This window comes from Streptomyces sp. NPDC002209, assembly GCF_042890265.1.
GTDB lineage: Bacteria > Actinomycetota > Actinomycetes > Streptomycetales > Streptomycetaceae > Streptomyces.
In genome coordinates this window covers 391,691-412,887 of sequence record NZ_JBIARX010000001.1, presented here as the reverse complement: position 1 = coordinate 412,887, position 21,197 = coordinate 391,691, and the positions used below count along the sequence as shown (strand labels likewise).

Below are 21,197 nucleotides of genomic sequence, written 5' to 3'. Positions count from 1 at the left end.
GGGTGGGGTCCGTCGACGACTGTAAATCGCTGATCGATGATCGATCAAACGAATGTGACGTTGAAATGGCCATCCGGCCAAAAGTCGGCACCCGGTGCCATGAAATCAGGCACCCGGTGCCGGGCGAATCGGGACAGATCGACCCGTCAGGCGCGGGGTGCGCACCCCAGAACATGCCGCTTCACCAGCACACCGATGTCCGGATCCTGATTGCGGAACGCCTCCACGAGGGCCGCGTGCTCCTCGGCGTACGACTTCTGGACGGTTCCGAGCCAGCGGATGGACAGGGCCGTGAAGACCTCGATGCCCAGGCTCTCCCAGGTGTGCAGCAGCACGCTGTTCCCGGCCGCCCGCACCAGCTCCCGGTGGAACCCGACGGTGTGGCGCACCTGCGCGGTCCCGTCCTCGGTCCGGTCGGCCTCCCACAGGGCCGCCACGTGCGGCTCCAGCGCCGAGCAGTCGGCCGCCAGCCGGGGCGCGGCCAGCTCGGCCGCGATCTGCTCCAGGCCGGCCCGGACCGGGTAGATCTCCTCCAGGTCGGCCGCCGACAGGTTCCGTACGCGCACGCCCTTGTTCGGCGCCGACTCGATCAGCCGCAGCGTCTCCAGCTCGCGCAGCGCCTCGCGCACGGGTGTCTGGCTGACCTCGAGCTCGACGGCGATCCGCCGCTCGACGATCCGCTCGCCGGGCTTCCAGCGCCCGCTGACGATCCCCTCCACGATGTGCTCGCGGATCTGCTCGCGCAGCGAGTGCACGACGGGTGGGGTGATCATCCGGGCTTCATCTCCTGTGGGGGCACGCATCACTTCGATGCGTAGACAATACGGCGCAGTAGCCCGCTGGGATGCGTTCCTGGTCAGGGCCGTTGGGTGAGGCTGGTAACAAGGACGACGCCCAAAGCCGTGACCCGGCCCACCGTCAGGCGGTACGCGCCCGGGTCCGGCGGCGGGAACGCGGCGGCGTAGCGGCCGTCGCCCAGAGGGTGCAGGGCGCGGGCCGTCGGCCGGCCGCCGTCCGCAGGGCGCAGTTCCGCCGTGAGCCGCAGCTGCGCTTCGGGGGCCGTGACCGTGACCTCGTACGGGTCTCCGGCCGCCAGCACGGCCGGTGCCCGCACGCCCAGGCGGGCCGCGGCGGGGTGCTCCGGCCGGGGGGCCGGGGGCGTGTGGCCCAGGAGGTCCCGCAGGGCGTCCCGGACGCCCCGGTTGTGGTGCAGGGAGCCGTGCTGCTCGTACGGGGTGAAGGACTCGGTCACCGGGCAGCCCTCGCCGGGCGCGTCCGCCGGGAGGGTCGCGAGGAGCGGGACCGTGCCGTCGCCGGACCCGGCGGCGCCCGGCTGCGGCCGGAGCGTCAGGCGGTCGTCCGCGTACGAGGCGATGGCCGGCGTGGGCTGGCCGATGCCGGCGATCGCGTGCAGTTCGGCCCGCGGCGGGGCGCTGCGCAGGTCCGCGTGGAAGCGGGCCGCGTCCGCCAGCAGGGCCGCGTCCACGCCCGGCAGGCCCGGCAGGTCGCGGGCGTACGCGAGGCCCTGCGGCCCCGTCACGCACGGGTAGTCGGGGGCCAGCTGGTGCAGGGACGGCAGGCTGCGGGCGAACGCGCCGAGGTCCGGGCCCGCCAGGCGGCTGCCGTTGACGAGGTCGGCCAGGGCTCGCACCGAGCCCTGGTGCGGGGTGCCCAGGGTGATCAGGCGGCGGGTGACCTCGTGGCCGCCGAGGCGCTCCACGTAGTGCCGGGCGACCAGCCCGCCCAGCGAGTGGCAGAGGAAGACCACCCGGGCGTCGCGGCGCTCGGGGGCCGAGGCCCGCCAGCGCTCCAGCTCCAGGTCGATGCGGCCCTTGAGCCGCTCCGCGTTGAAGCGGCAGGACAGCCGCCAGTCGTACGGGAACGTGAGGAGGTTGTCCGCCACGGACAGGGTGAAGTGCCGCTCCAGCCAGCGCAGCAGGTCCGTGTATCCGTCCACCGGGTGCCAGATGCCGGGGAGGGCGTGCAGATCGGGCATCAGCCCCACGGGGACGACGCCGTCGCCCGGGTCCCCGTCGCCGATGTCCTTCGGGAGGCGCAGGGCCGTCACGGAGCGGCCGAAGGTCTGCAGGCCGCGTAAGAGGGCGGCGCCCGACAGGTCCCAGACGGCCGTGCCGTCGGCGTCCGCCAGCCGACTGCCCATGATGCCCGGCAGCACCACGACAAGATCCGTCACCTGTGCCCGTGCCCGTGCCATACGACGCCCCCCGAGATGTCACACATGGACCCACCAGGGTATGACGACGGCGCCCCCGCCCGAAGTGGTTCCGGGCGGGGGCGCCGTGCGTGGCGTTTGCCGATGGGGCGTCAGCCTCAGAGGCCGAGCTCGACCTCGAACTCGCCGGCCTCGAGGATCGCCTTGACGGCCGAGAGGTACCGGGCCGCGTCCGCGCCGTCCACCAGGCGGTGGTCGTAGGACAGGGTCAGGTACGTCATGTCGCGGACGCCGATGACGGTGCCCTCGGGGGTCTCGATGACCATCGGGCGCTTGACCGTGGCACCGATGCCCAGGATGGCGACCTGGTTCGGGGGCACGATCACCGTGTCGAACAGCGCACCGCGCGAGCCGGTGTTGCTGATGGTGAAGGTCGCGCCCGACAGCTCGTCCGGCGTGATCTTGTTCCCGCGGACCTTGGCGGCCAGGTCGGCGGTCGCCTTGGAGATGCCCGCCAGGTTGAGGTCACCGGCACCCTTGATGACCGGGGTCATCAGGCCCTTCTCGGAGTCGACGGCGATGCCGATGTTCTCCGAGTCGAAGTAGGTGATGGTGCCCTCGTCGTCGTTGATCCGGGCGTTGACGACCGCGTGGGCCTTCAGCGCCTGGGCGGCGGCCTTGACGAAGAACGGCATCGGCGAGAGCTTGACGCCCTCGCGGGCCAGGAAGGACGCCTTGGCCTGCTCGCGCAGCTTCATGATCTTGGTGATGTCCACCTCGACCACGGAGCTGAGCTGAGCCTGCGAGTGCAGCGCCTTCATCATGTTGTCGCCGATGACCTTGCGCATGCGGGTCATCTTGACGGTCTGGCCGCGCAGCTCGGAGACCGCGGCGGCCGGGGCCTTGGCGGCGGGAGCGGCGGCCGGAGCCGGGGCGGCAGCGGCGGCCTTGGCGGCCTCGGCGGCGGCCAGGACGTCCTGCTTGCGGATACGGCCACCGACGCCGGTGCCCGAGACCGAGGCCAGGTTGACGCCGGACTCGGAGGCGAGCTTGCGCACCAGCGGGGTCACGTACGCGCCCTCGTCACCGGCGGAGACCGGAGCGGCGGGGGCGGCGGGGGCGACCGGAGCGGGAGCGGCGACCGGAGCCGGAGCGGCGACCGGAGCGGCAACGGGGGCCGGAGCGGCGGCGACCGGAGCCGGGGCGGCGGCGGCCGGGGCAGCGGCGACCGGGGCCGGAGCGGCGACCGGGGCAGCGGCGACCGGAGCCGGGGCGGCGGCGACCGGGGCCGGAGCGGCGGCCGGAGCGGCACCGGCGGCGCCGATGACGGCCAGGACGGTGCCGACCTCGGCGGTCTCGTCCTCGTTGATCCGGATCTCGAGCAGCGTGCCGGAGACCGGCGCGGGGATCTCGGTGTCGACCTTGTCCGTGGAGACCTCGAGCAGCGGCTCGTCGGCCTCGACGGACTCGCCGACCTGCTTCAGCCAGCGGGTGACGGTGCCCTCGGTGACGCTCTCGCCCAGGGCGGGGAGGACGACGTCCGTGCCGGAGGCGGCGGGGGCAGCGGCGGCCGGGGCCTCGGCGACCGGGGCCGGGGCCGCGGGGGCCTCGGCGACCGGAGCCGGAGCGGCCGCCGGAACCTCGGCGACGACCGTCTCGGCCTCGGCCGGGGCCGGCGCGCCGGAGCCGTCGTCGATGACGGCCAGCTCGGCGCCGACCTCGACGGTCTCGTCCTCGGCGACCTTGATGGACGCCAGGATGCCGGAGACGGGCGACGGGATCTCGGTGTCGACCTTGTCGGTCGAGACCTCGAGCAGCGGCTCGTCGGCCTCGACGCGCTCGCCCTCGGCCTTCAGCCAGCGGGTGACAGTTCCCTCGGTGACGCTCTCGCCGAGCGCCGGAAGGGTTACGGAAACCGACATGGTTTCAGTTGCTCCTTACGAAAGTGCGGAAGTGGTCGTCGCGCCCGTGACTGTGGATTAGTCGTGGGAGTGAAGCGGCTTGCCGGCCAGGGCCAGGTGGGCCTCGCCGAGCGCTTCGTTCTGGGTCGGGTGCGCGTGGATGAGCTGCGCGACCTCGGCCGGCAGGGCTTCCCAGTTGTAGATCAGCTGGGCCTCGCCGACCTGCTCGCCCATCCGGTCACCGACCATGTGGACGCCGACCACGGCACCGTCCTTGACCTGGACGAGCTTGATCTCGCCCGCGGTCTTCAGGATCTTGCTCTTGCCGTTGCCCGCCAGGTTGTACTTCAGGGCCACGACCTTGTCCGCACCGTAGATCTCCTTGGCCTTGGCCTCGGTGATGCCGACGGAAGCGACCTCGGGGTGGCAGTACGTGACGCGCGGAACGCCGTCGTAGTCGATCGGGACGGTCTTCAGACCGGCCAGACGCTCCGCGACCAGGATGCCCTCGGCGAAGCCGACGTGCGCGAGCTGCAGGGTCGGGACGAGGTCGCCCACGGCCGAGATCGTCGGCACGTTGGTCTGCATGTACTCGTCGACCAGGACGTAGCCGCGGTCCATCGCGACGCCCTGCTCCTCGTAGCCGAGGCCCTGCGAGACCGGGCCGCGGCCGACGGCGACCAGCAGCACCTCGGCCTCGAAGGTCTTGCCGTCGGCCAGCGTGACGCGCACGCCGGTCTCGGTGTACTCGGCCTTGTCGAAGAAGGTGCCGAGGTTGAACTTGATGCCGCGCTTGCGGAACGCGCGCTCCAGCAGCTTCGAGCTGTTCTCGTCCTCGACCGGGACGAGGTGCTTGAGGCCCTCGATCACGGTGATGTCGGAGCCGAAGGACTTCCACGCCGAGGCGAACTCGACGCCGATGACGCCGCCGCCCAGGACGATGGCCGACTCGGGGACGCGGTCCAGGACCAGCGCGTGGTCCGAGGAGATGATGCGGTTGCCGTCGATGTTCAGGCCCGGCAGCGACTTCGGCACGGAGCCGGTCGCCAGCAGGATGTGGCGGCCCTGGATGCGCTGGCCGTTCACGTCGACGGAGGTCGGCGAGGAAAGGCGGCCCTCACCCTCGATGTACGTCACCTTGCGGGAGGCGACCAGGCCCTGCAGGCCCTTGTACAGGCCCGAGATGACCTCGTCCTTGTACTTCTGCACACCCGCGATGTCGATGCCCTCGAAGGTGGCCTTCACGCCGAACTGGGCGGCTTCGCGCGCCTGGTCCGCGATCTCGCCCGCGTGGAGCAGGGCCTTCGTGGGGATGCAGCCGTTGTGCAGGCAGGTGCCGCCGAGCTTGTTCTTCTCGATCAGGGCAACGTCCAGACCCAGCTGGGATGCGCGCAGAGCCGCGGCGTAACCGCCACTGCCACCGCCGAGGATCACTAGGTCGAAAACGGTGCTGGCGTCGTTCGCCACGTCACGTCCTCCATGCATGTGCGCCGGGCACCGGTCCTCTGTGACCGGGCGGCGGCTGGTAATCGGCCGCTTGTTTCTTCGGCCCTGTGGTGGGGGCCCTGTCCTGCCGAGAACCCATCTTCGCATTTGTCGGGGGAACGCGGGACGCCGGGCCCGGACTGTGGCAGGTCGTTCTGTCCGAAGTAAGGGTTACCCGTGCGTAGAAACCTACGGATTGCTTCGGATTCCGTCGTGCACGGACCTCGCCCCGGGCCTCCTCCAAGGGCCCGGGGCGAGTCACGTCTCACACGGGGAGCGTCAGCCCAGGTCGCCCGTGGCCGTACGCTCGGCCAGCCGCACCAGGGTGCGCACGGCCGAGCCGGTGCCGCCCTTGGGGGTGTAGCCGTACGGGGCGCCCTCGTGGAAGGCCGGGCCCGCGATGTCGAGGTGCGCCCAGGTGATGCCCTCGCCGACGAACTCCTGGAGGAAGAGGCCGGCCACCAGGCCGCCGCCCATCCGGACACCCATGTTGGCGATGTCGGCGGTGGGGGAGTCCATGGTCTTGCGCAGCTCCTCGGGGAGCGGCATCGGCCAGGAGGCCTCGCCGACCTCCTCGGCGATCTCGTGGATCGAGGTGCGGAACGCGTCGTCGTTCGCCATGATCGCGAAGGTGCGGTCGCCCAGGGCCAGCACCATGGCGCCGGTCAGGGTGGCGACGTCGACGATCGCGTCCGGGTTGTCCTCGGAGGCCTTGGTCAGGGCGTCGCCCAGGACCAGGCGGCCCTCGGCGTCCGTGTTCAGGACCTCGACGGTCTTGCCGCTGTACATGCGCAGCACGTCGCCGGGCTTGGTGGCGGAACCGGAGGGCATGTTCTCGGCGAGCGCGAGCCAGCCGGTGACGTTGACCTGGAGGCCCAGCTTGGCGGCGGCGATGACGGCGGCGAAGACGGCGGCGGCGCCCGACATGTCGCACTTCATCGTCTCGTTGTGGCCGGCCGGCTTCAGGGAGATGCCGCCCGAGTCGTAGGTGATGCCCTTGCCGACGAAGGCGAGGGTCTTCTCCGCCTTGGCGTGGGTGTAGGAGAGCTTCACCAGGCGCGGCGGGTTCTCGGAGCCCTTGCCGACGCCCATGATGCCGCCGTAGCCGCCCTTGACGAGCGCCTTCTCGTCGAGGACCTGGACCTTGACGCCGTTCTCCTTGGCCGTCGCGGAGGCGACGGCGGCGAAGGCCTCGGGGGTGAGGTCGTTCGGCGGGGTGTTGATCAGGTCGCGGGCGACGTTGACCTCGGTCGCGACGACCGTGGCGCGCTCGGCGGCGGCCTTGTGCTCCTTGTCGCGCGGCTTGGCGCCCAGCAGGGCGACCTCGGCGAGCGGCTGCTTCGGGCCGCCGTTCTTGCCGGAGCCCTTCTTCTCGCCGCCCTGGTAGGCGGTGAAGGCGTACGCGCCCAGCAGTGCGCCCTCGGCGACGGCCGTGACGGCGGAGGCGTCGTCCAGGGGGAGGGCGAAGGCGGCCTTCTTGGTGCCGTGCAGCGCACGGGCGGCGGCGCCGGCGGCGCGGCGCAGGGCCTCCTCGTCGTACGACTCGTCCTTCTCGGGGACGGGGCCGAGCCCGACCGCCAGCACGACCGGGACCTTCAGGCCGTCCGGCGCCGGCAGCTTGGTGGTCTCGCCTTCGGCGCCCGAGGCGCCGAGTGCGTCGAGCACGGCGGCGAGCTTTCCGTCGTACGCCTTGTCCACGGCTTCGGCGCCGGCGGCGACGACCGGGCCCTTGGGGCCCTTCGCCACGCCGACCACGAGGGCGTCGGCGCGCAGCGTCGCCGCGCCGGCAGTGCTGAGAGTCAGAGCAGTCACGGTGGTGAAGTCTCGCTTCCGTTTGTGTTGTGGGCCGAGTGGGTGGACGGCCATCCGTAGCGATCGTATTCCGGCCCGACGGCCGCCAGAAATGAGCCTACGCGTACCGGCTGGTCCGTACGCCACTCGAAGGTTTGGCAAGTTGTTCGATCAAGACGGCGGCAGGTTCACCCATCCGTGGCTTCCGGACCAGGTTTGCCCGTTAGACCTGACGAGGTCCGAGAGACTCGAGCCACTCTCGCAAGGGGACGCGGGGTCCCTTTGCATGATTTCCACAGAGCCTCCTCGGCCCGGCCGACCGCCATAGGGCCGTCGTCGAGCGATGCCTGCGGGGGGAAAGGCCGAAATGGTCAACAAGAACCGGATGAACAGGGCTGCCGCCGCAATGGCGGTGGCAGCGCTGATGTCCGTGGCAATGCCCGCTGCGACCGCACAGGCGGCCGCGACACCGCGCATCGACCTGAAGGTACTCGTCGTCGACGACGGCGGCAGCTCGGTCGAGGCGATCACCGCGGAGCTCCGGGACACCGGAGTCCCCTACACGCGCGTCCTGCTGGGCGCCTCCGGCCGCCCGGTGATCAACGCCGCGTTCCTCAGCGACACGGTCGACGGCCGGCCGCGCGCCAAGTACCAGGGCGTCGTGCTGCCGAACGAGAACCCGTTCGGCGAGGGCTCGGCCGAGATGGCCGCGCTCACCGCGTACGAGACGGCGTACAGCGTCCGCCAGGTCGATGCGTACACCTGGGCCCACCCGGGCGTGGGCCTCGAGTACACCGACAACGGCGGCTTCAGCGGGCAGCTCGACGGCACCCAGGCCGCCGTCACCGCCGCCGGCAAGGCGGGCCCCTTCAATTACCTCGCCGGTCAAGTGACCTTCGAGGACAACTCCGCCCTGATTCCGGAGAGTTTCGGGTTCATGGGCAAGCCGCGGGCCGGCTACACCAGCTACCTCGACGCACCCGTCGCCGGCGGACGGGCCTCGCTCGTCGGCGAGTACGCGCACGACGGACGCAGCGAACTGGTCGTCACCTTCGGCTACAACCAGTACCAGCAGCAGTTCCGGCTGCTGGCCCGCGGCATCGTCGACTGGCTCACCCAGGGGGTCCACCTCGGCCAGAGCCGCAGCTACTTCGCGGTCCACGTCGACGACGTCTTCGCCCCGGACGCCCGCTGGAGCAAGGACCTCAACTGCACGCCCGGCGACTACGCCTGTGCGGGCGGCGAGGGCAAGGAGAGCACCATCCGCATGACCGCCGCCGACGCCCAGTACGCGGCGCAGTGGCAGACGAGCAAGAACTTCAAGCTCGACCTCCTCTTCAACGCCGGAGCCGGCGAGGAGTGGAAGGCCGAGAACGGCGGAACCGACGCCCTCACCGCGCAACTGGTCGCGGACCGGGCCAAGTACCGCTGGATGAACCACACCTACACGCACCCGTTCCTCGGCTGCGTCCAGAACACCACCACCGTCCCGTGGACCTGTACGAAGAACAGCGCGGGCGCGATCAACTGGATGAGCCGGGCCGACATCTCCGCCCAGATCCGCGACAACAACAACTGGGCCGCCGCCAAGGGCATCACCACCGACCGCACCGAGCTCGTCACCGGCGAGCACTCGGGCCTCAAGACCCTGCCGCAGCAGGGCCAGGACAACCCCAACCTGGCGGGCGCGCTCGCCGACAACGGGGTCAAGTGGGCGGGCAGCGACAACTCGCGCGAGCCCGTGCAGCGCGCGGTCGGCGCCGCCCTGACCGTCCCCCGCTACCCGATGAACGTGTACTACAACACGGGCACCAACGCGGAGATGGCCGACGAGTACAACTGGATCTACACCAGCCGCGCCAACGGCGGCAGCGGAGTCTGCGAGGACAACCCCGCGACCTCCACCTGCCTCCCGGCCCCGCTCAACACCACCACCGGCTACCTGGACTACATCGTCCCGGCCGAGGCGCGGACCGCCCTGCGCCACGTCCTGGCCAACGACCCGCGCCCGCACTACGTCCACCAGTCCAACCTCGCCGAGGACCGCACCCTGTACCCGGTGCTCAACCAGGTCCTCGACACCTACCGCGCGCTCTACGCGCCCAGCGCCCCGATCGTGAACCAGAGCATGAAGGACACCGGGGTCGAGCTGAGCCGCCGGGCCGCCTGGGACAAGGCGCTGGCCGACGGCAAGGTCACCGCCTACCGCATCGGGACCGACGTCACCGTCAAGGCGCCCTCCGGGGTCGTCGCCCCGATGACCGCGCCCACCGGCACCAAGAAGCAGCTCCTGCTGGGCACCGCGGACTTCGGCACCGCCTACGCGGGCAACCGCTCGGCGTGGACCGCGCCCGAGCTGCTGCAGAGCGCCGTCACGCTCAAGCTGCCCAGCTGACCGGAGCACGCACTTCCGTCCGGCCGAGCGGCCCCGACCGCCGCTCGGCCGCAACCCTGTGCGAGGGAGCCGAAGGGAGCAGACAACGCTCCCGGAGGCGGACCGAGCCTTGAAGAATCAGTCCTGGGGGGACACAGCGCATGAGCCATGGGCGTCATGTCACCATGCTCACCGAAGGCACCTATCCGCACGTTCACGGGGGAGTCAGCACCTGGTGCGACCAGCTGGTACGCGGGATGCCGGAGGTCGACTTCAACGTCATAGCCCTGACCGGCTCCGGGCGCGAGCCGGTCACCTGGGAGCTGCCGCGCAACGTCTACCGGCACACCGTCGTCCCGCTCTGGGGACCGGCTCCGGGACGCAGCCGCCGCTCCGCCCTGCGGGGCAAGGCGCAACGCCGCTTCACCGAGACGTACGAAACCTTCCTGCTCTCGCTCCTCGACCCCGACCGCGGCGGGTTCTCCGAGGCCCTGCACGAGCTCGCCGTCCTGGCCCGGGCCGGCCGCCTCGCCCCGGCCCTGCGTTCCGAAACGGTCCTGCGGCTGCTGATGACCGTCTGGACCCGCCCCGGCCTCGTGACCGCCGCGGCCGAGCCCACCGTCCACGACGCGCTCACCGCCACCGACCTGCTCGAGCACGCGCTGCGGCCGCTCTGCGTACGGATCCCGCCCGACAGCGTCGCGCACTCCGTCAGCAGCGGGCTCGCCACCCTCCCGGCCCTCGCCGCCAAGTACCTCGACCGGGTGCCCTTCCTGCTCACCGAGCACGGCATCTACCTGCGCGAGCGCTACCTCGGCTACCGCACCGCGCAGCAGCGCTGGCCGGTCAAGGCGTTGATGCTCGGCTTCTACCGGGAGCTCAACTCCGAGGGCTACCGGCAGGCCGACCTCATCACCCCGTGCAACCAGTACAACCGCCGCTGGGAGGAGCGCGGCGGCGCCGCCCCCGACCGCATCCGCACGGTCTACAACGGCGTCGACCCGTACGCCTTCCCCGACGCCGGACCCGAACCCGAGGTGCCCACCCTCAGCTGGTGCGGGCGCATCGACCCGATCAAGGACCTGGAAACCCTCATCCGGGCCTACGCGTTCATGCGCGGGGAACTGCCCGCCCTGCGGCTGCGCCTGTTCGGCCCGGTCCCGGCCGGCTGCGAGGAGTACAAGCTCCGCCTGGAGAAACTCGCCGCCGAACTCGGGGTGAGCGACGGCATCTCGTACGAGGGCCGCATCGCGGAGGTCGCGCAGGCCTACGCGGCAGGCAGCGTCGTGATGCTCTCCAGCATCAGCGAGGGCTTCCCCTTCAGCATCATCGAGGCCATGTCCTGCGGGCGCACCACCGTCTCCACCGACGTCGGCGGAGTGCGGGAGGCCGTCGGCGACACCGGGCTCGTGGTCCCGCCGCGCGAACCGGAGACCATGGCCCGCGCCACCCTCGCCCTGCTCCGCGACGACGAACGCCGCGCCGAACTGGGCCGGCGCTCCCGCAGGCGGGTCATCGAGAAGTTCACCCTCCACCAGTCCGTGGACGGCTTCCGGCACATCTACCGCGGCCTCGCCCAAGCCGGACAGCCCGTCCCGCCCGTCCGCGCGGGCGACGACTGGACGCAGCGCGTCGCCGACCCCTGGTACCGCGAACTCGCCGCCGACGGGAGCCTGTGGTGAGCGGATCCCTCTGGCTGCGCGTCCCCGGCGGCGACACCCTGCCCGCCATCCCCCGGCCCCGGCACACCGATCCGGGGGACGACGGCCCGGCCGGCGACCCGATGGACGAACTCGCCGAACGCCTCGGCCCGTTCATCGCGGCCGCCGTCCACCCCGACGAGATCGCCGCCATCCTCGAATCCGACGGGATGACCGACGAGCACATCCGGCTCACCTACGGGCGCCACGACTCCTTCGGCCTCGCCGAGGAGCTCTACGACCGGGTGCCCCGCGCCTTCCCCGAGCCGGAGCACGTCCCCGACCCCTGGAAGGTCTCCCTCACCGCCTGCCTGCTCCGCGGGGTGATCTTCGCGCTGCCCGGTCTGGCGTACGTCCTGGGCGCCCCGCTGCTGGAGGGCCCGCAGGACCGGCTCGGGCTGCCCGCCGGGACGCTGACCCTGCTCGCCGGGGCGCTCATCGGCTGGGTGTGGGACCAGACCCTGTCCCACCGCGCCTACACCTGGCTGGGCCTCGGCGACCGGGCCGCCGCCGGGCGGACCCTGCTCGTCGGGGCCCCCGTCGGCGCCCTGCTCGGCATGGCCGCCGCGCTGACCGTGCCCGGCGGGCCGCCGTTCAGTTACGCGTTCGCCGCCGGGCAGGCCCTGTACGTCGGGGCCGCCACCGTGCTGCTGGTCCTCGGCCGGGAGCGGGTGCTGCTCGCCGCGCTCGCCCCGATGGCCGCGGGGTCGCTGCTCGCACTGTTCACCGACCCGCCCGTGCCGGTGCGGGTGGGCCTGCTGCTGGTGTCCCTGCTGGCCGCCTGCACCCTCGCCGTACGGGAGCTGCCGCTGGCCGAGGGCGTACGGGCCGGCGTGCGCCGGATCCGCGGCTGGGCCGCACACCGGCCCGGCGAGGGCCCGGTGCGCTGGCGGATGCTGCGGGGCGCCGAGGAGGAGCACGGCCCGCGCGGACCCCGCATCGGGGACTCCGTGCCGTACGGGATGTTCGGGCTCGGGACCGGCCTGCTCGTGCTGTACGCCGCACTGGGCGAGGTACTCGCCGGGGGGCCCGCCGAGGCCGTCGCCGCGCCCTCGGCGGTGGCGCTCACCCTCAGCATGGGCCCCGCCGAATGGCTGCTCCACCGGTTCCGCAGCGAGAGCCTCGCCGGGCTGCGGGCGGCCCGCTCACCCCGGAAGTTCTGGCTGCGGATGCTCGGCACGCTGGGCCGCTGCCTCGCCGCGTACCTGGCGGTGCTGCTGCTCCTCGGGCTGGTCGGCACCCTGCTCTGGCCGGGAGCCCCGGGCCTGACCGGCATCCGGGTCGCGACCCTGCTGCTGCTCGGCGCCGTCATGTGGACCGGGCTGCTGCTCCAGTCCTTCGGGGCGGTCCGGCCCGCGGCCGTGGTCTGCGCCTCGGCGGCCGTCGCCCAGAGCCTGGCGCTGCTGCTGGGGCTGGGGCAGCCGCGGCTGGTCCAGCTCGTCGTGGCCGGTGCGGCCGCGGCCGCGCTGGGCACGCTGGTCTGCCTGCTCCTCGGCCGCGCGACGGCCCACCGCTGATTCCGGACCGGTACAACGTGACCCTCCACGACGCGACCCCGAACGACGCGACCCCGCACGAGAAGAAGGCCCTCATGCTGCTGGTGCCCCTCTACGAGCACCCCGCCGACCGGCCCGAGGACTGGGAGCTGCTGATCCGCTCCGCCGGCCGGCTGCACTCGGTGGTCCTCAACCCCGCCAGCGGGCCGGGCGAGGCCCCCGACGAGCGGTTCGCCGCCGTCGCCCAGCGGCTGCGCGACGCGGGGGTGCCCGTCCTCGGCTACACCGACACCGACTACGGGCGGCGCCCGCACGCCGCCGTGGTGGCGGACCTGCTGCGCCACCGCGACTGGTACGGCGCCGACGGAGCCTTCTTCGACCAGGCCTCCGCCGATCCGGCACTGCTGTCGCACTACGGGCGGCTCGCCGTCGCCGCCCGGGCCGCCGGCGCGCGGACCCTCGTCCTCAACCACGGGGTCCACCCGCATCCCGGCTACGCCGGACTCGCCGATCTGCTGGTCACCTTCGAGGGACCCTGGGACGCCTACCGGGACGCGTCGGTGCCGCCCTGGACGGCCGACCACCCCGCCCAGCGGTTCTGCCACCTCGTGTACGCGGTCCCGCCGGGCGCGCCCGCCGCCGAGCTCGCCCGGCAGCGGGGGGCCGCCGTGCACTGCGCGGTGCCCGGGACCGGTGCGCACCCCTGGGGGACCCTCCCGTACGCCCTGGAGGCCGCCGGATGACGCGCTCGCTCCGGCGCGGCCGCGTACTGCCGCTGCTCCTGCTGCTCCTGCTCGCCGCGTGCACCACCGAGCGGCCGGACGAGCCGGAAGACCTGGCTCCCGCCCCGGCACCGGGGGAGCGCTGGCAGCCGAAGCCCCCGGTCAGCTGGCAGTGGCAGCTGACCGGGAAGCTGGACACCTCGGTGAAGGCCGCGGTGTACGACGTCGACGGGTTCACCACCACCAAGGAGCAGATCGCCGAGCTGAACAAGGCGGGCCGGCGGACCATCTGCTACCTCTCCACCGGCGCCTGGGAGGACTTCCGCCCCGACGCCGACGCCTTCCCGAAGACGATGCTCGGCGAGGGCAACGGCTGGGAGGGCGAGCGCTGGCTGGACATCCGGCGGCTGGCCGAGCTGGAGCCGCTGATCGCGAAGCGGTTCGACATGTGCCGGGACAAGGGCTTCGACGCGGTGGAACCGGACAACATGGACGGCTACCGCAACACGTCCGGCTTCCCGCTCACCGCCGACGACCAGCTGGCGTACAACCGGCTGATCGCGAAGCTGGCCCACGACCGGGGACTCGCGGTCGGGCTGAAGAACGACCTGGACCAGATCCCGCAGCTGGTGGGGGACTTCGACTTCGCGGTCAACGAGCAGTGCGCCGAGTACGACGAGTGCGAGCGGCTCACCCCGTTCATCGCGGCGGGCAAGGCCGTCTTCCACGTGGAGTACGAGGGCCGGATCGGCCAGTGGTGCGAGCGCTCGCAGGAGCTGCGGCTCAGCTCACTGCAGAAGAAGTACGAACTGGGCGTCTGGCGGCAGTTCTGCCCGCCCAAGGGCCAGGGCTAGGCCACCGGGAGGATCGCGTGCACCCGGTAGCCGCCGCCGAACCGGGGCCCGGCGAAGCAGGAGCCGCCGAGCGCCGTGGCCCGCTCGCGCATGCCGAGCAGCCCGTGGCCGCCGCCCCCGTCGTCGTCCGCGGGGAGCTCGGCGGTGCCCCCGTCGTCCAGCACGGTCACCTCCACCGAGGCGCCGACCCGGACCACGCTGACCTCGGCCCGGACCTCCGGCCCGGCGTGCTTGCGCACGTTGGTCAGGGCCTCCTGGATCACCCGGTACGCCGCCAGGTCCACGGCGGCCGGCAGCGGGTCCCGCTCCCGGCCCAGCTCGACCATCACCTTCACCGGCAGCCCGGCGTGGCGGAAGGTGCCCACCAGCTCGTCCAGGACGGCCAGCCCCGGCGCCGGTTCGGTCGGCGCCTCCGGATCGCCGGACTGCCGCAGCAGCCCGACCGTGGCCCGCAGCTCGTTCAGCGCCGAACGGCTCGCGTCCCGTACGTGGGCCAGGGCCTCCTTGGCCTGGTCGGGGCGCTTGTCCATGACGTGCGCGGCCACCCCCGCCTGGACGTTGACCAGGGCGATGTGGTGGGCCACCACGTCGTGCAGGTCGCGGGCGATCCGCAGCCGCTCCTCGGCGACCCGCCGCCGGGCCTCCTCCTCGCGGGTCCGCTCGGCCCGTTCGGCCCGCTCCCGTATCGCGTCGACGAACGCCCGCCGGCTGCGCACCGCGTCACCGGCGGCCGCGGCCATCCCCGTCCAGGCGAAGATGCCGATGTTCTCCTGCGCGTACCAGGGAAGCGGGCCGGCCAGCATGGCCACACCCGTCAGCCCCGCCATCGTGAGCACGGCGATCCGCCAGGTGGTGGGCCGGTCGGTGCGGGAGGCCAGCGTGTACAAGGCGATCACCGTGGACATGGCGACGGGGGCCCGGGGCTCGCCGGTGGTCAGCTCCAGCAGGCAGAGCCCGATGGTCACGGCGAGCACGGTGCGCGTGTGCCGCCGCCGGAACACCAGCGCGGCCGCGCCCAGCACCATCAGCAGCAGGGAGAACGGCTCTGGGGTCCGGGTCCCGAACGTGGGCCCGTGCGGGCCGTGCGGATCGGCGAACGAGCCGACGACCATGGAGACGAGCGCCCCGAGCGCGAGAACGGCATCGGTGGCGAGCGGATGGGTCCGCATCCAGTGCCGGGTGGGGGCGAACGGCCCGAGGTCTGACGTCACCCCGATACGGTACGGCCTGCTTCCGGCGGGGCGGACGGCGTCAGAAGCCGGGACGCTGCGGGGGCAGCGGGGCGGCCGGGGGCGGGCGCCGGCCGAGGGGGGCGCGGGAGCGTTCCGGGCCCCATTTCGCGCGGACCACGCACACCGCCATGACGGCGGCGATGGCCGCGAGGTGCTCCTTGCCCGCCAGGTTGTCCTTGACCAGCACCTCGCCGATCATCACCACGATCACTGCGGCGCCGGTCAGGTACGCCCGGTACCGCCAGCAGACGTAGATCGCGAGGCCGACCACCGCCGCCGACGGCCCGGTGTCGTTGACGATGCGGTCGGACACCGGCAGGCCGAAGGGGTGGTCGGGTCCCAGCGAGAGCCCGATCCGCGCGTACGTGGTCCCGGCGAGGGTGGCGACGTAGCCGATCAGCAGCGTGCGCCACCAGCCGATGCAGATCTCCGAGATCCCGAAGACCAGCAGGATCTGGGCGAGGGCCCCCCACACGGGCAGGTCGAGGGCGGGGACGAACAGGGACAGCGGGGTGCGCAGCACCGCCAGCCACAGCGGGTCGACGGCCTTGACCGACCCGAGGTTCTGGACCGGCTGGAACCCCCAGGACGTGTTCTGGACGATCTGGAAGACCGACGTCAGACAGACGGCCCCCAGCGTCATCGGGGCGGCCCGCCACTTGTCGCGGACGAGCGCGTCCCGGACGGTCCAGAACAGGGGCCCCCACTCGCGGCGGGCGAACCGCCGGAGGGGGGTGGTCGTCCACGCCGTCAACGATTGGTCTCCAGATGTCTGCGGTTCAGCCACTTCGGCAGCCCGGGAGCCTCCAGGAAGCCCTCGGCCCGGCCCGCCGCGATACCGATCCGCAGCAGGTCGGAGCTCTTCTCGAAGAGCATGAACCGCGGTTCCCAGATCGGCCGGTATTTGGCGTTGGCCCGGTAGAGGGACTCGATCTGCCACCAGCGGGAGAAGAAGCTCAGCAGCGAGCGCCACATGCGCAGCACCGGACCCGCGCCGAGCTTGGACCCCCGCTCGAAGACCGAACGGAACATCGCGAAGTTGAGCGAGACCTGTGTGACGCCGATCTCCTTGGAGCGTTCCAGGAGTTCGATGACCATGAACTCCATCAGACCGTTCTCGGAATCGCGGTCACGGCGCATCAGGTCCAGCGACAGGCCCTTGGGGCCCCACGGCACGAAGGACAGCACGGCGCGCAGGTCGCCGTTGCCGTCGGTGCACTCGAGCATCACGCACTGGCCGTCGCCGGGATCGCCCAGTCGGCCCAGTGCCATGGAGAACCCGCGCTCGGTCGCGCCGTCGCGCCAGTCGTCGGCCCGGGTGAGGAGGACGTCCATCTCCTCGGCCGGGATGTCGGCGTGGCGGCGGATGCGGACCGTGTACCCGGCGCGCTTGACGCGGTTGTATGCCTGCCGGACGGTCCGCATGGCGCGGCCCTCCAGGGTGAACTCGTCGGTCTCGACGATGGCCTCGTCGCCCAGCTCCAGCGCGTCCAGGCCGTGCCGCGCGTAGATCTGCCCGGCCTCCTCGCTCGCGCCCATCACGGCCGGCACCCAGCCGTGCTCGCGGGCCTCGGCCAGCCACGGGTCGATGGCGCCGGGCCAGGCCTCCGGGTCGCCGATCGGGTCGCCGGAGGCCAGCGAGACCCCGCCGACGACGCGGTAGGTCACGGCGGCCTTGCCGGTGGGGGACCAGATGACGGACTTCTCGCGGCGCAGCGCGAAGTAGCCGAGCGAGTCGCGGTCGCCCTGCCTGGCGAGCAGCGCGCGCAGCTTCTCCTCGTCCTCCTCGGTCAGCGGGTCGACGGCGCGGCGCGAGCGGAAGGCGGCGAGCAGCACGGCGATCAGCAGCAGCGTCGACATGACGTTGATGACGATGTCCACCCAGCCGGGCGTGGTGATCGCCGCGTAGTCGCGGGCGTTGGGCTCCAGGGTGATGAGCCGCATCACGCCGTACCGCCAGCGGGCCAGGAACGTGGCGTCGGCGGCGTCCGGGTCGGTGTTGGCGGCGCCGACGATCAGCGCGGCGAGCAGCGAGGTGACCAGCAGGCCGACGGCGGCGACGATGGTGGCCAGCTTGGGGTTGGAGCGGTCGCCCTTGGCGTAGAACTCCCGGCGGCCGAGCAGCAGGGCGCCGACGAAGCCCGCGGTCAGCGCGAGGGAGACCCAGTTCTGGGTGTGGTCCCGGAACTCCGGGTAGCAGAGGTTGAAGTCGCCGCTGGTGCACGGGGCGAAGGCCGCGGTGGCGAAGGCCAGCAGCAGCATGCCGCTGAGCACCAGGTTCAGGATCCACGCGGCCCGCTTGCGCCGGCCCATGGTGACGGCGAGCAGCAGCGAGAACAGGCCGGACGCGAAGCCCGCCGTGAGCAGGTACGGGGTGTAGAAATCGGCGGTGTTGTGCCGGCGCAGGTCCTGCCCGAGCGAAAGCCACACCGCGCTGAGGAAGTTGACGAAGGTGACGGCGCGCAGGTACCAGACCGCGAACGCGGCGCTGCGCCGCGACCGGGCGGACCCCCGGCCGCCCCCCTCTTCCTTCTTCTCGTCTTTCCTCTCGTCTTTCCTGCTGTTCGTGTCCTTGCCGGAGCTCTGTGCCGCCTTGGCGGTCTGTACTGCCTGTGCGGCGGTCCGGTCACTATCTGCGCTGGTCAAGCGGGCCTCTCCCATGAAACGCGATGATATGGGGCGCCGCCGTCCAGCGGTGGCCCGGTCCGGGGGCGCGCGGCCGGTCGAGCCGCAGCCCCGGAGCGGGCGCTCGGGGGATGTCCCCCGAGGGGTGTCCGGCGGATCACGGCCGGACACCCCTTACTCCTTCGGCTCCTGCACCGCCTGCTCCGGGAGTTCCGCCGCGAGTGCGGCGGCCGCCTGGACCAGGGGGAGAGCCAGCAATGCCCCGGTTCCTTCTCCCACAGTGACGCCGTGGTCGAGCACCGGGTTGAGCGCCATCCGGTCCAGGGCCTTCGTCTGGCCCGGCTCGCCGCTGGCCTGCCCGGCCAGCCACCAGTCGGGCGCCCGGAACGCGGCGCGCTGGGCCACCAGTCCGCAGGCAGCCGAGACGATGCCGTCGAGGATGACCGGCGTACGGCGGACCGCGCACTGGAGCAGGAACCCGGTGATCGCGGCCACGTCGGCGCCGCCGACCGCCGCGAGCATGGCCACCTGGTCGCCCAGGACCGGGCGGGCCCGGCGCAGCGCGTCGCGGATCGCCGCGCACTTGCGCATCCACGTCAGGTCGTCGATGGGCAGCCCGCCGCGTCCGGTGACCACAGAAGCATCGGTTCCGCACAGGGCGGCGACGAGCGTCGCCGCGACCGTGGTCCCCCCGACGCTCACGTCCCCCAGGACCACGAGGTCGGTGCCGGAGTCGGCCTCCTCGTCGGCGATCCGCATCCCGAGCCGCAGGGCCGCGTCGGCCTCCTCGAGGGTGAGCGCGTCCTCGATGTCGATCCGCCCGCTGCCGCGGCGTACGCGGTGGCGGACCACGTCCTCGGGCAGCAGCCCGGGCTCGCAGTCCAGGCCGGCGTCCACGATCCGTACGGTGGCGCCGAGGCGCCCGGCGAGGATCGAGACGGGGCTGTTCCCGTCGAGCACGGAGCGCACCAGCTCGTGCGCACTGCCGGCGGCGCGGGCGGAGACCCCCTCGGCGGCGATCCCGTGGTCGGCGGCGAACAGCACGACGCGGGGCCGCTCGATCGGCCGGACGGGCACCCGTCCCTGCGCGGCGGCCAGCCACTCGGCGAGCTCGTCGAGCCGCCCCAGCGCCCCGGCCGGCACGGCCAGCCGCTCACGGCGTTCCTCGGCGTCACGCCGGACGCCCCCGTCGGGGCGTTCGATCAGATCGGAGAAGTCGTCGAGATTCAGCGTGGTCATCTGCCAGAGCGTACAGCGGGTAAGGCCCTCCCCAAGCCCCGTCCGCGCCGCCCGCCGGGCGGGGTGCGGGGTCAGTCCTTCAGGACCACCGCCTGCCCCGCGACCACCATCAGGACGTGCTCGCACTCGGCGGCCACCAGGTTGTTCAGACGCCCCAGTTCGTCGCGGAAGCGCCGGCCGGACGCGGTCGCGGGAACGATGCCCGAGCCCACCTCGTTGCTGACGGCCACCACCGTGCGGCGGGTCGCCCGCACGGCCGCCACCAGCTCCGCCACCCGCTCCCGGAGCTCCTTCTGCCCCTGCGCCGCCCAGACGGCGTCGTCCCAGGCCCCCGCCCGGTCCATCGCGTCGGTCAGCCACAGCGCCAGACAGTCGATCAGCAGCGGCGGCCCTCCCTCCACCAGCAGGGGCGCCAGCTCGCACGTCTCCACCGTGCGCCAGCTGCCCGGCCGCCGCTCCCGGTGCAGGCCGATCCGCGCCGCCCATTCCGCGTCGCCGTCCCGGGAGCCGCCGGTGGCCACGTAGACCACCTCCGGGAAGCTCCCCAGCCGTCGCTCCGCCTCGAAGGACTTCCCCGAACGGGCCCCGCCGAGCACCAGCGTCCGGCGCGGCAGGTCCGGCACCGCGTGGTACTCGCCCACCGTCACCGTCGTCCCGTCCGGCACCGCCCGCGCACCGGCCGCCGCGCACCGGCGCTCCAGCTCCCGGCCCGGCGGGGTGTCGTGGTCCAGGTGCACGGCGATCACGTCGGTGGTCGGCCCGGCGGCGCCGCTCGCCCGCAGCCGCGCCAGCGCCTCCGGCCGGCCCAGCACGTCCGCGAGGACCATGTCGTACGGGCGCTGCCCGGCGGCGCCGTTCGCTCCGGCCGGCGCCCCGCCGGGCGGGAGGTACAGCAGCCGGCTCCCGTCCGGCCCGGTCACCTCGTACCCGGTGCCCGGCGCGTCCATCGGCACCGCCCGCACCCGGTGCCCGCTGATCACCGCGAGCTCCCGCCCGTCCGGCACCCGCCCGGCGGCCGGCAGCCCCGGCGGCAGCTCGACCGGCGGCCCGTCGTGCGGATGGGTGAGCAGGACCTGCCGTACGCCGGCCAGCGAATGCCCCGCGCGTGCGCCGGCCAGCACCGCCCCGGGGGTCAGGTCGAGCAGCAGCGCCCCGTCGACGAGGAGGGACGTCGCGGCGCGCGACCGGGGGCCGACGGAGACCGCGCAGGCCGCGCAGGGACAGCCGGGGCGGGGCAGTCCTTCGGGTGTGCCGGTGCCGAGCAGAGTGAGTTCCACGAGAAGATCCTCCCGCGTCGCCGGGACTGGTGCGCGCCCGGCTACTCTGCGGGCAGACTCAAGACGCACAGCGTGCGAGCAGCGGACGAGCAACGGAGGCGGACATGGCGTGGACGTGGCGGTTCGAGAAGGCCGACGGCACCGAGACGAGCCCGGCGGTCGAGCCGGAGGAGTTCACCACGCAGGGCGACGCGGAGTCGTGGATCGGCGAGGTCTGGAAGGAGCTGCTGGAAGGCGGCACCGAGCAGGTGAAGCTGTCCGACGACAACGGCACCGAGCTGTACACGATGAGCCTGCGTGAGGCTCTGAACGCCTGAGCGGCGGCTGC

General features: G+C 72.7%; 16 protein-coding genes. 6 read left to right on the top strand and 10 right to left on the bottom strand.

The genetic code is table 11. The features are described 5' to 3' along the window. Window positions 1–146: 146 nt before the first annotated feature. The 5 genes from ACFYXK_RS01925 to ACFYXK_RS01905 form a co-directional block, all read right to left on the bottom strand. Entirely contained in the window at window positions 147–770 is a 624-nt protein-coding gene (locus ACFYXK_RS01925; RefSeq protein ID WP_030291700.1) for a GntR family transcriptional regulator, read from the bottom strand. An 86-nt stretch (window positions 771–856) separates the two neighbouring features. Continuing rightward, window positions 857–2,215, bottom strand: coding sequence for a hypothetical protein (locus ACFYXK_RS01920; protein ID WP_389409366.1), 1,359 nt, complete (start codon window positions 2,213–2,215; stop codon window positions 857–859). A 116-nt stretch (window positions 2,216–2,331) separates the two neighbouring features. Continuing rightward, entirely contained in the window at window positions 2,332–4,095 is a 1,764-nt protein-coding gene (gene sucB, locus ACFYXK_RS01915) for a 2-oxoglutarate dehydrogenase, E2 component, dihydrolipoamide succinyltransferase (protein ID WP_389409365.1), read from the bottom strand. 57 nt (window positions 4,096–4,152) lie between these two features. Further along, window positions 4,153–5,541, bottom strand: a complete 1,389-nt coding sequence (gene lpdA / locus ACFYXK_RS01910; RefSeq protein ID WP_030291706.1) for a dihydrolipoyl dehydrogenase — start codon at window positions 5,539–5,541, stop codon at window positions 4,153–4,155. Window positions 5,542–5,838: 297 nt separating this feature from the next. Next, window positions 5,839–7,371: a leucyl aminopeptidase gene (locus ACFYXK_RS01905; protein ID WP_389409364.1), complete on the bottom strand. Its 1,533-nt coding sequence runs from the start codon at window positions 7,369–7,371 to the stop codon at window positions 5,839–5,841. A 346-nt stretch (window positions 7,372–7,717) separates the two neighbouring features. Here ACFYXK_RS01905 and ACFYXK_RS01900 point away from each other — a divergent pair, with 346 nt between their 5' ends. From ACFYXK_RS01900 to ACFYXK_RS01880, 5 genes are all read left to right on the top strand, one after another. Beyond that, window positions 7,718–9,745 (top strand): hypothetical protein, encoded by a 2,028-nt coding sequence (locus ACFYXK_RS01900; protein ID WP_389409363.1) that lies wholly within the window; start codon window positions 7,718–7,720, stop codon window positions 9,743–9,745. 140 nt (window positions 9,746–9,885) lie between these two features. Further along, the gene (gene pelF, locus ACFYXK_RS01895; protein WP_389409362.1) at window positions 9,886–11,406 is read left to right on the top strand and encodes a GT4 family glycosyltransferase PelF; all 1,521 of its coding nucleotides are present in this window, start codon (window positions 9,886–9,888) and stop codon (window positions 11,404–11,406) included. Further along, on the top strand, window positions 11,403–12,941 hold the full coding sequence (locus ACFYXK_RS01890) for a hypothetical protein (protein WP_389409361.1): 1,539 nt from the start codon (window positions 11,403–11,405) through the stop codon (window positions 12,939–12,941). The genes pelF and ACFYXK_RS01890 overlap by 4 nt, the downstream gene beginning before the upstream one ends. 74 nt (window positions 12,942–13,015) lie before the next feature. Then, complete coding sequence (locus ACFYXK_RS01885) at window positions 13,016–13,663, top strand: spherulation-specific family 4 protein (protein WP_389409830.1); 648 nt, start codon at window positions 13,016–13,018, stop codon at window positions 13,661–13,663. After that, window positions 13,660–14,496 (top strand): endo alpha-1,4 polygalactosaminidase, encoded by an 837-nt coding sequence (locus ACFYXK_RS01880; RefSeq protein WP_389409360.1) that lies wholly within the window; start codon window positions 13,660–13,662, stop codon window positions 14,494–14,496. The genes ACFYXK_RS01885 and ACFYXK_RS01880 overlap by 4 nt, the downstream gene beginning before the upstream one ends. On the opposite strand, the gene ACFYXK_RS01875 is transcribed toward ACFYXK_RS01880, so the two are convergent. From ACFYXK_RS01875 to ACFYXK_RS01855, 5 genes are all read right to left on the bottom strand, one after another. Next, the gene (locus ACFYXK_RS01875) at window positions 14,493–15,665 is read right to left on the bottom strand and encodes a sensor histidine kinase (protein ID WP_389409829.1); all 1,173 of its coding nucleotides are present in this window, start codon (window positions 15,663–15,665) and stop codon (window positions 14,493–14,495) included. The two genes, ACFYXK_RS01880 and ACFYXK_RS01875, sit on opposite strands and share 4 nt — an antisense overlap. 82 nt (window positions 15,666–15,747) lie before the next feature. After that, the gene (locus ACFYXK_RS01870) at window positions 15,748–16,482 is read right to left on the bottom strand and encodes a hypothetical protein (RefSeq protein WP_383507925.1); all 735 of its coding nucleotides are present in this window, start codon (window positions 16,480–16,482) and stop codon (window positions 15,748–15,750) included. Beyond that, complete coding sequence (locus tag ACFYXK_RS01865; protein ID WP_389409359.1) at window positions 16,479–18,389, bottom strand: phosphatidylglycerol lysyltransferase domain-containing protein; 1,911 nt, start codon at window positions 18,387–18,389, stop codon at window positions 16,479–16,481. Before ACFYXK_RS01865 ends, ACFYXK_RS01870 begins: the two co-directional genes overlap by 4 nt. Window positions 18,390–18,527: 138 nt before the next feature. Further along, window positions 18,528–19,592: a nicotinate-nucleotide--dimethylbenzimidazole phosphoribosyltransferase gene (gene cobT / locus ACFYXK_RS01860; RefSeq protein ID WP_389409358.1), complete on the bottom strand. Its 1,065-nt coding sequence runs from the start codon at window positions 19,590–19,592 to the stop codon at window positions 18,528–18,530. A gap of 71 nt (window positions 19,593–19,663) precedes the next feature. Continuing rightward, window positions 19,664–20,869, bottom strand: a complete 1,206-nt coding sequence (locus tag ACFYXK_RS01855) for a bifunctional adenosylcobinamide kinase/adenosylcobinamide-phosphate guanylyltransferase (protein ID WP_389409357.1) — start codon at window positions 20,867–20,869, stop codon at window positions 19,664–19,666. 104 nt (window positions 20,870–20,973) lie between these two features. Between ACFYXK_RS01855 and ACFYXK_RS01850 the strand changes: the two genes are divergently transcribed. Then, the gene (locus ACFYXK_RS01850) at window positions 20,974–21,186 is read left to right on the top strand and encodes a hypothetical protein (RefSeq protein ID WP_365954864.1); all 213 of its coding nucleotides are present in this window, start codon (window positions 20,974–20,976) and stop codon (window positions 21,184–21,186) included. Window positions 21,187–21,197: the final 11 nt, after the last annotated feature.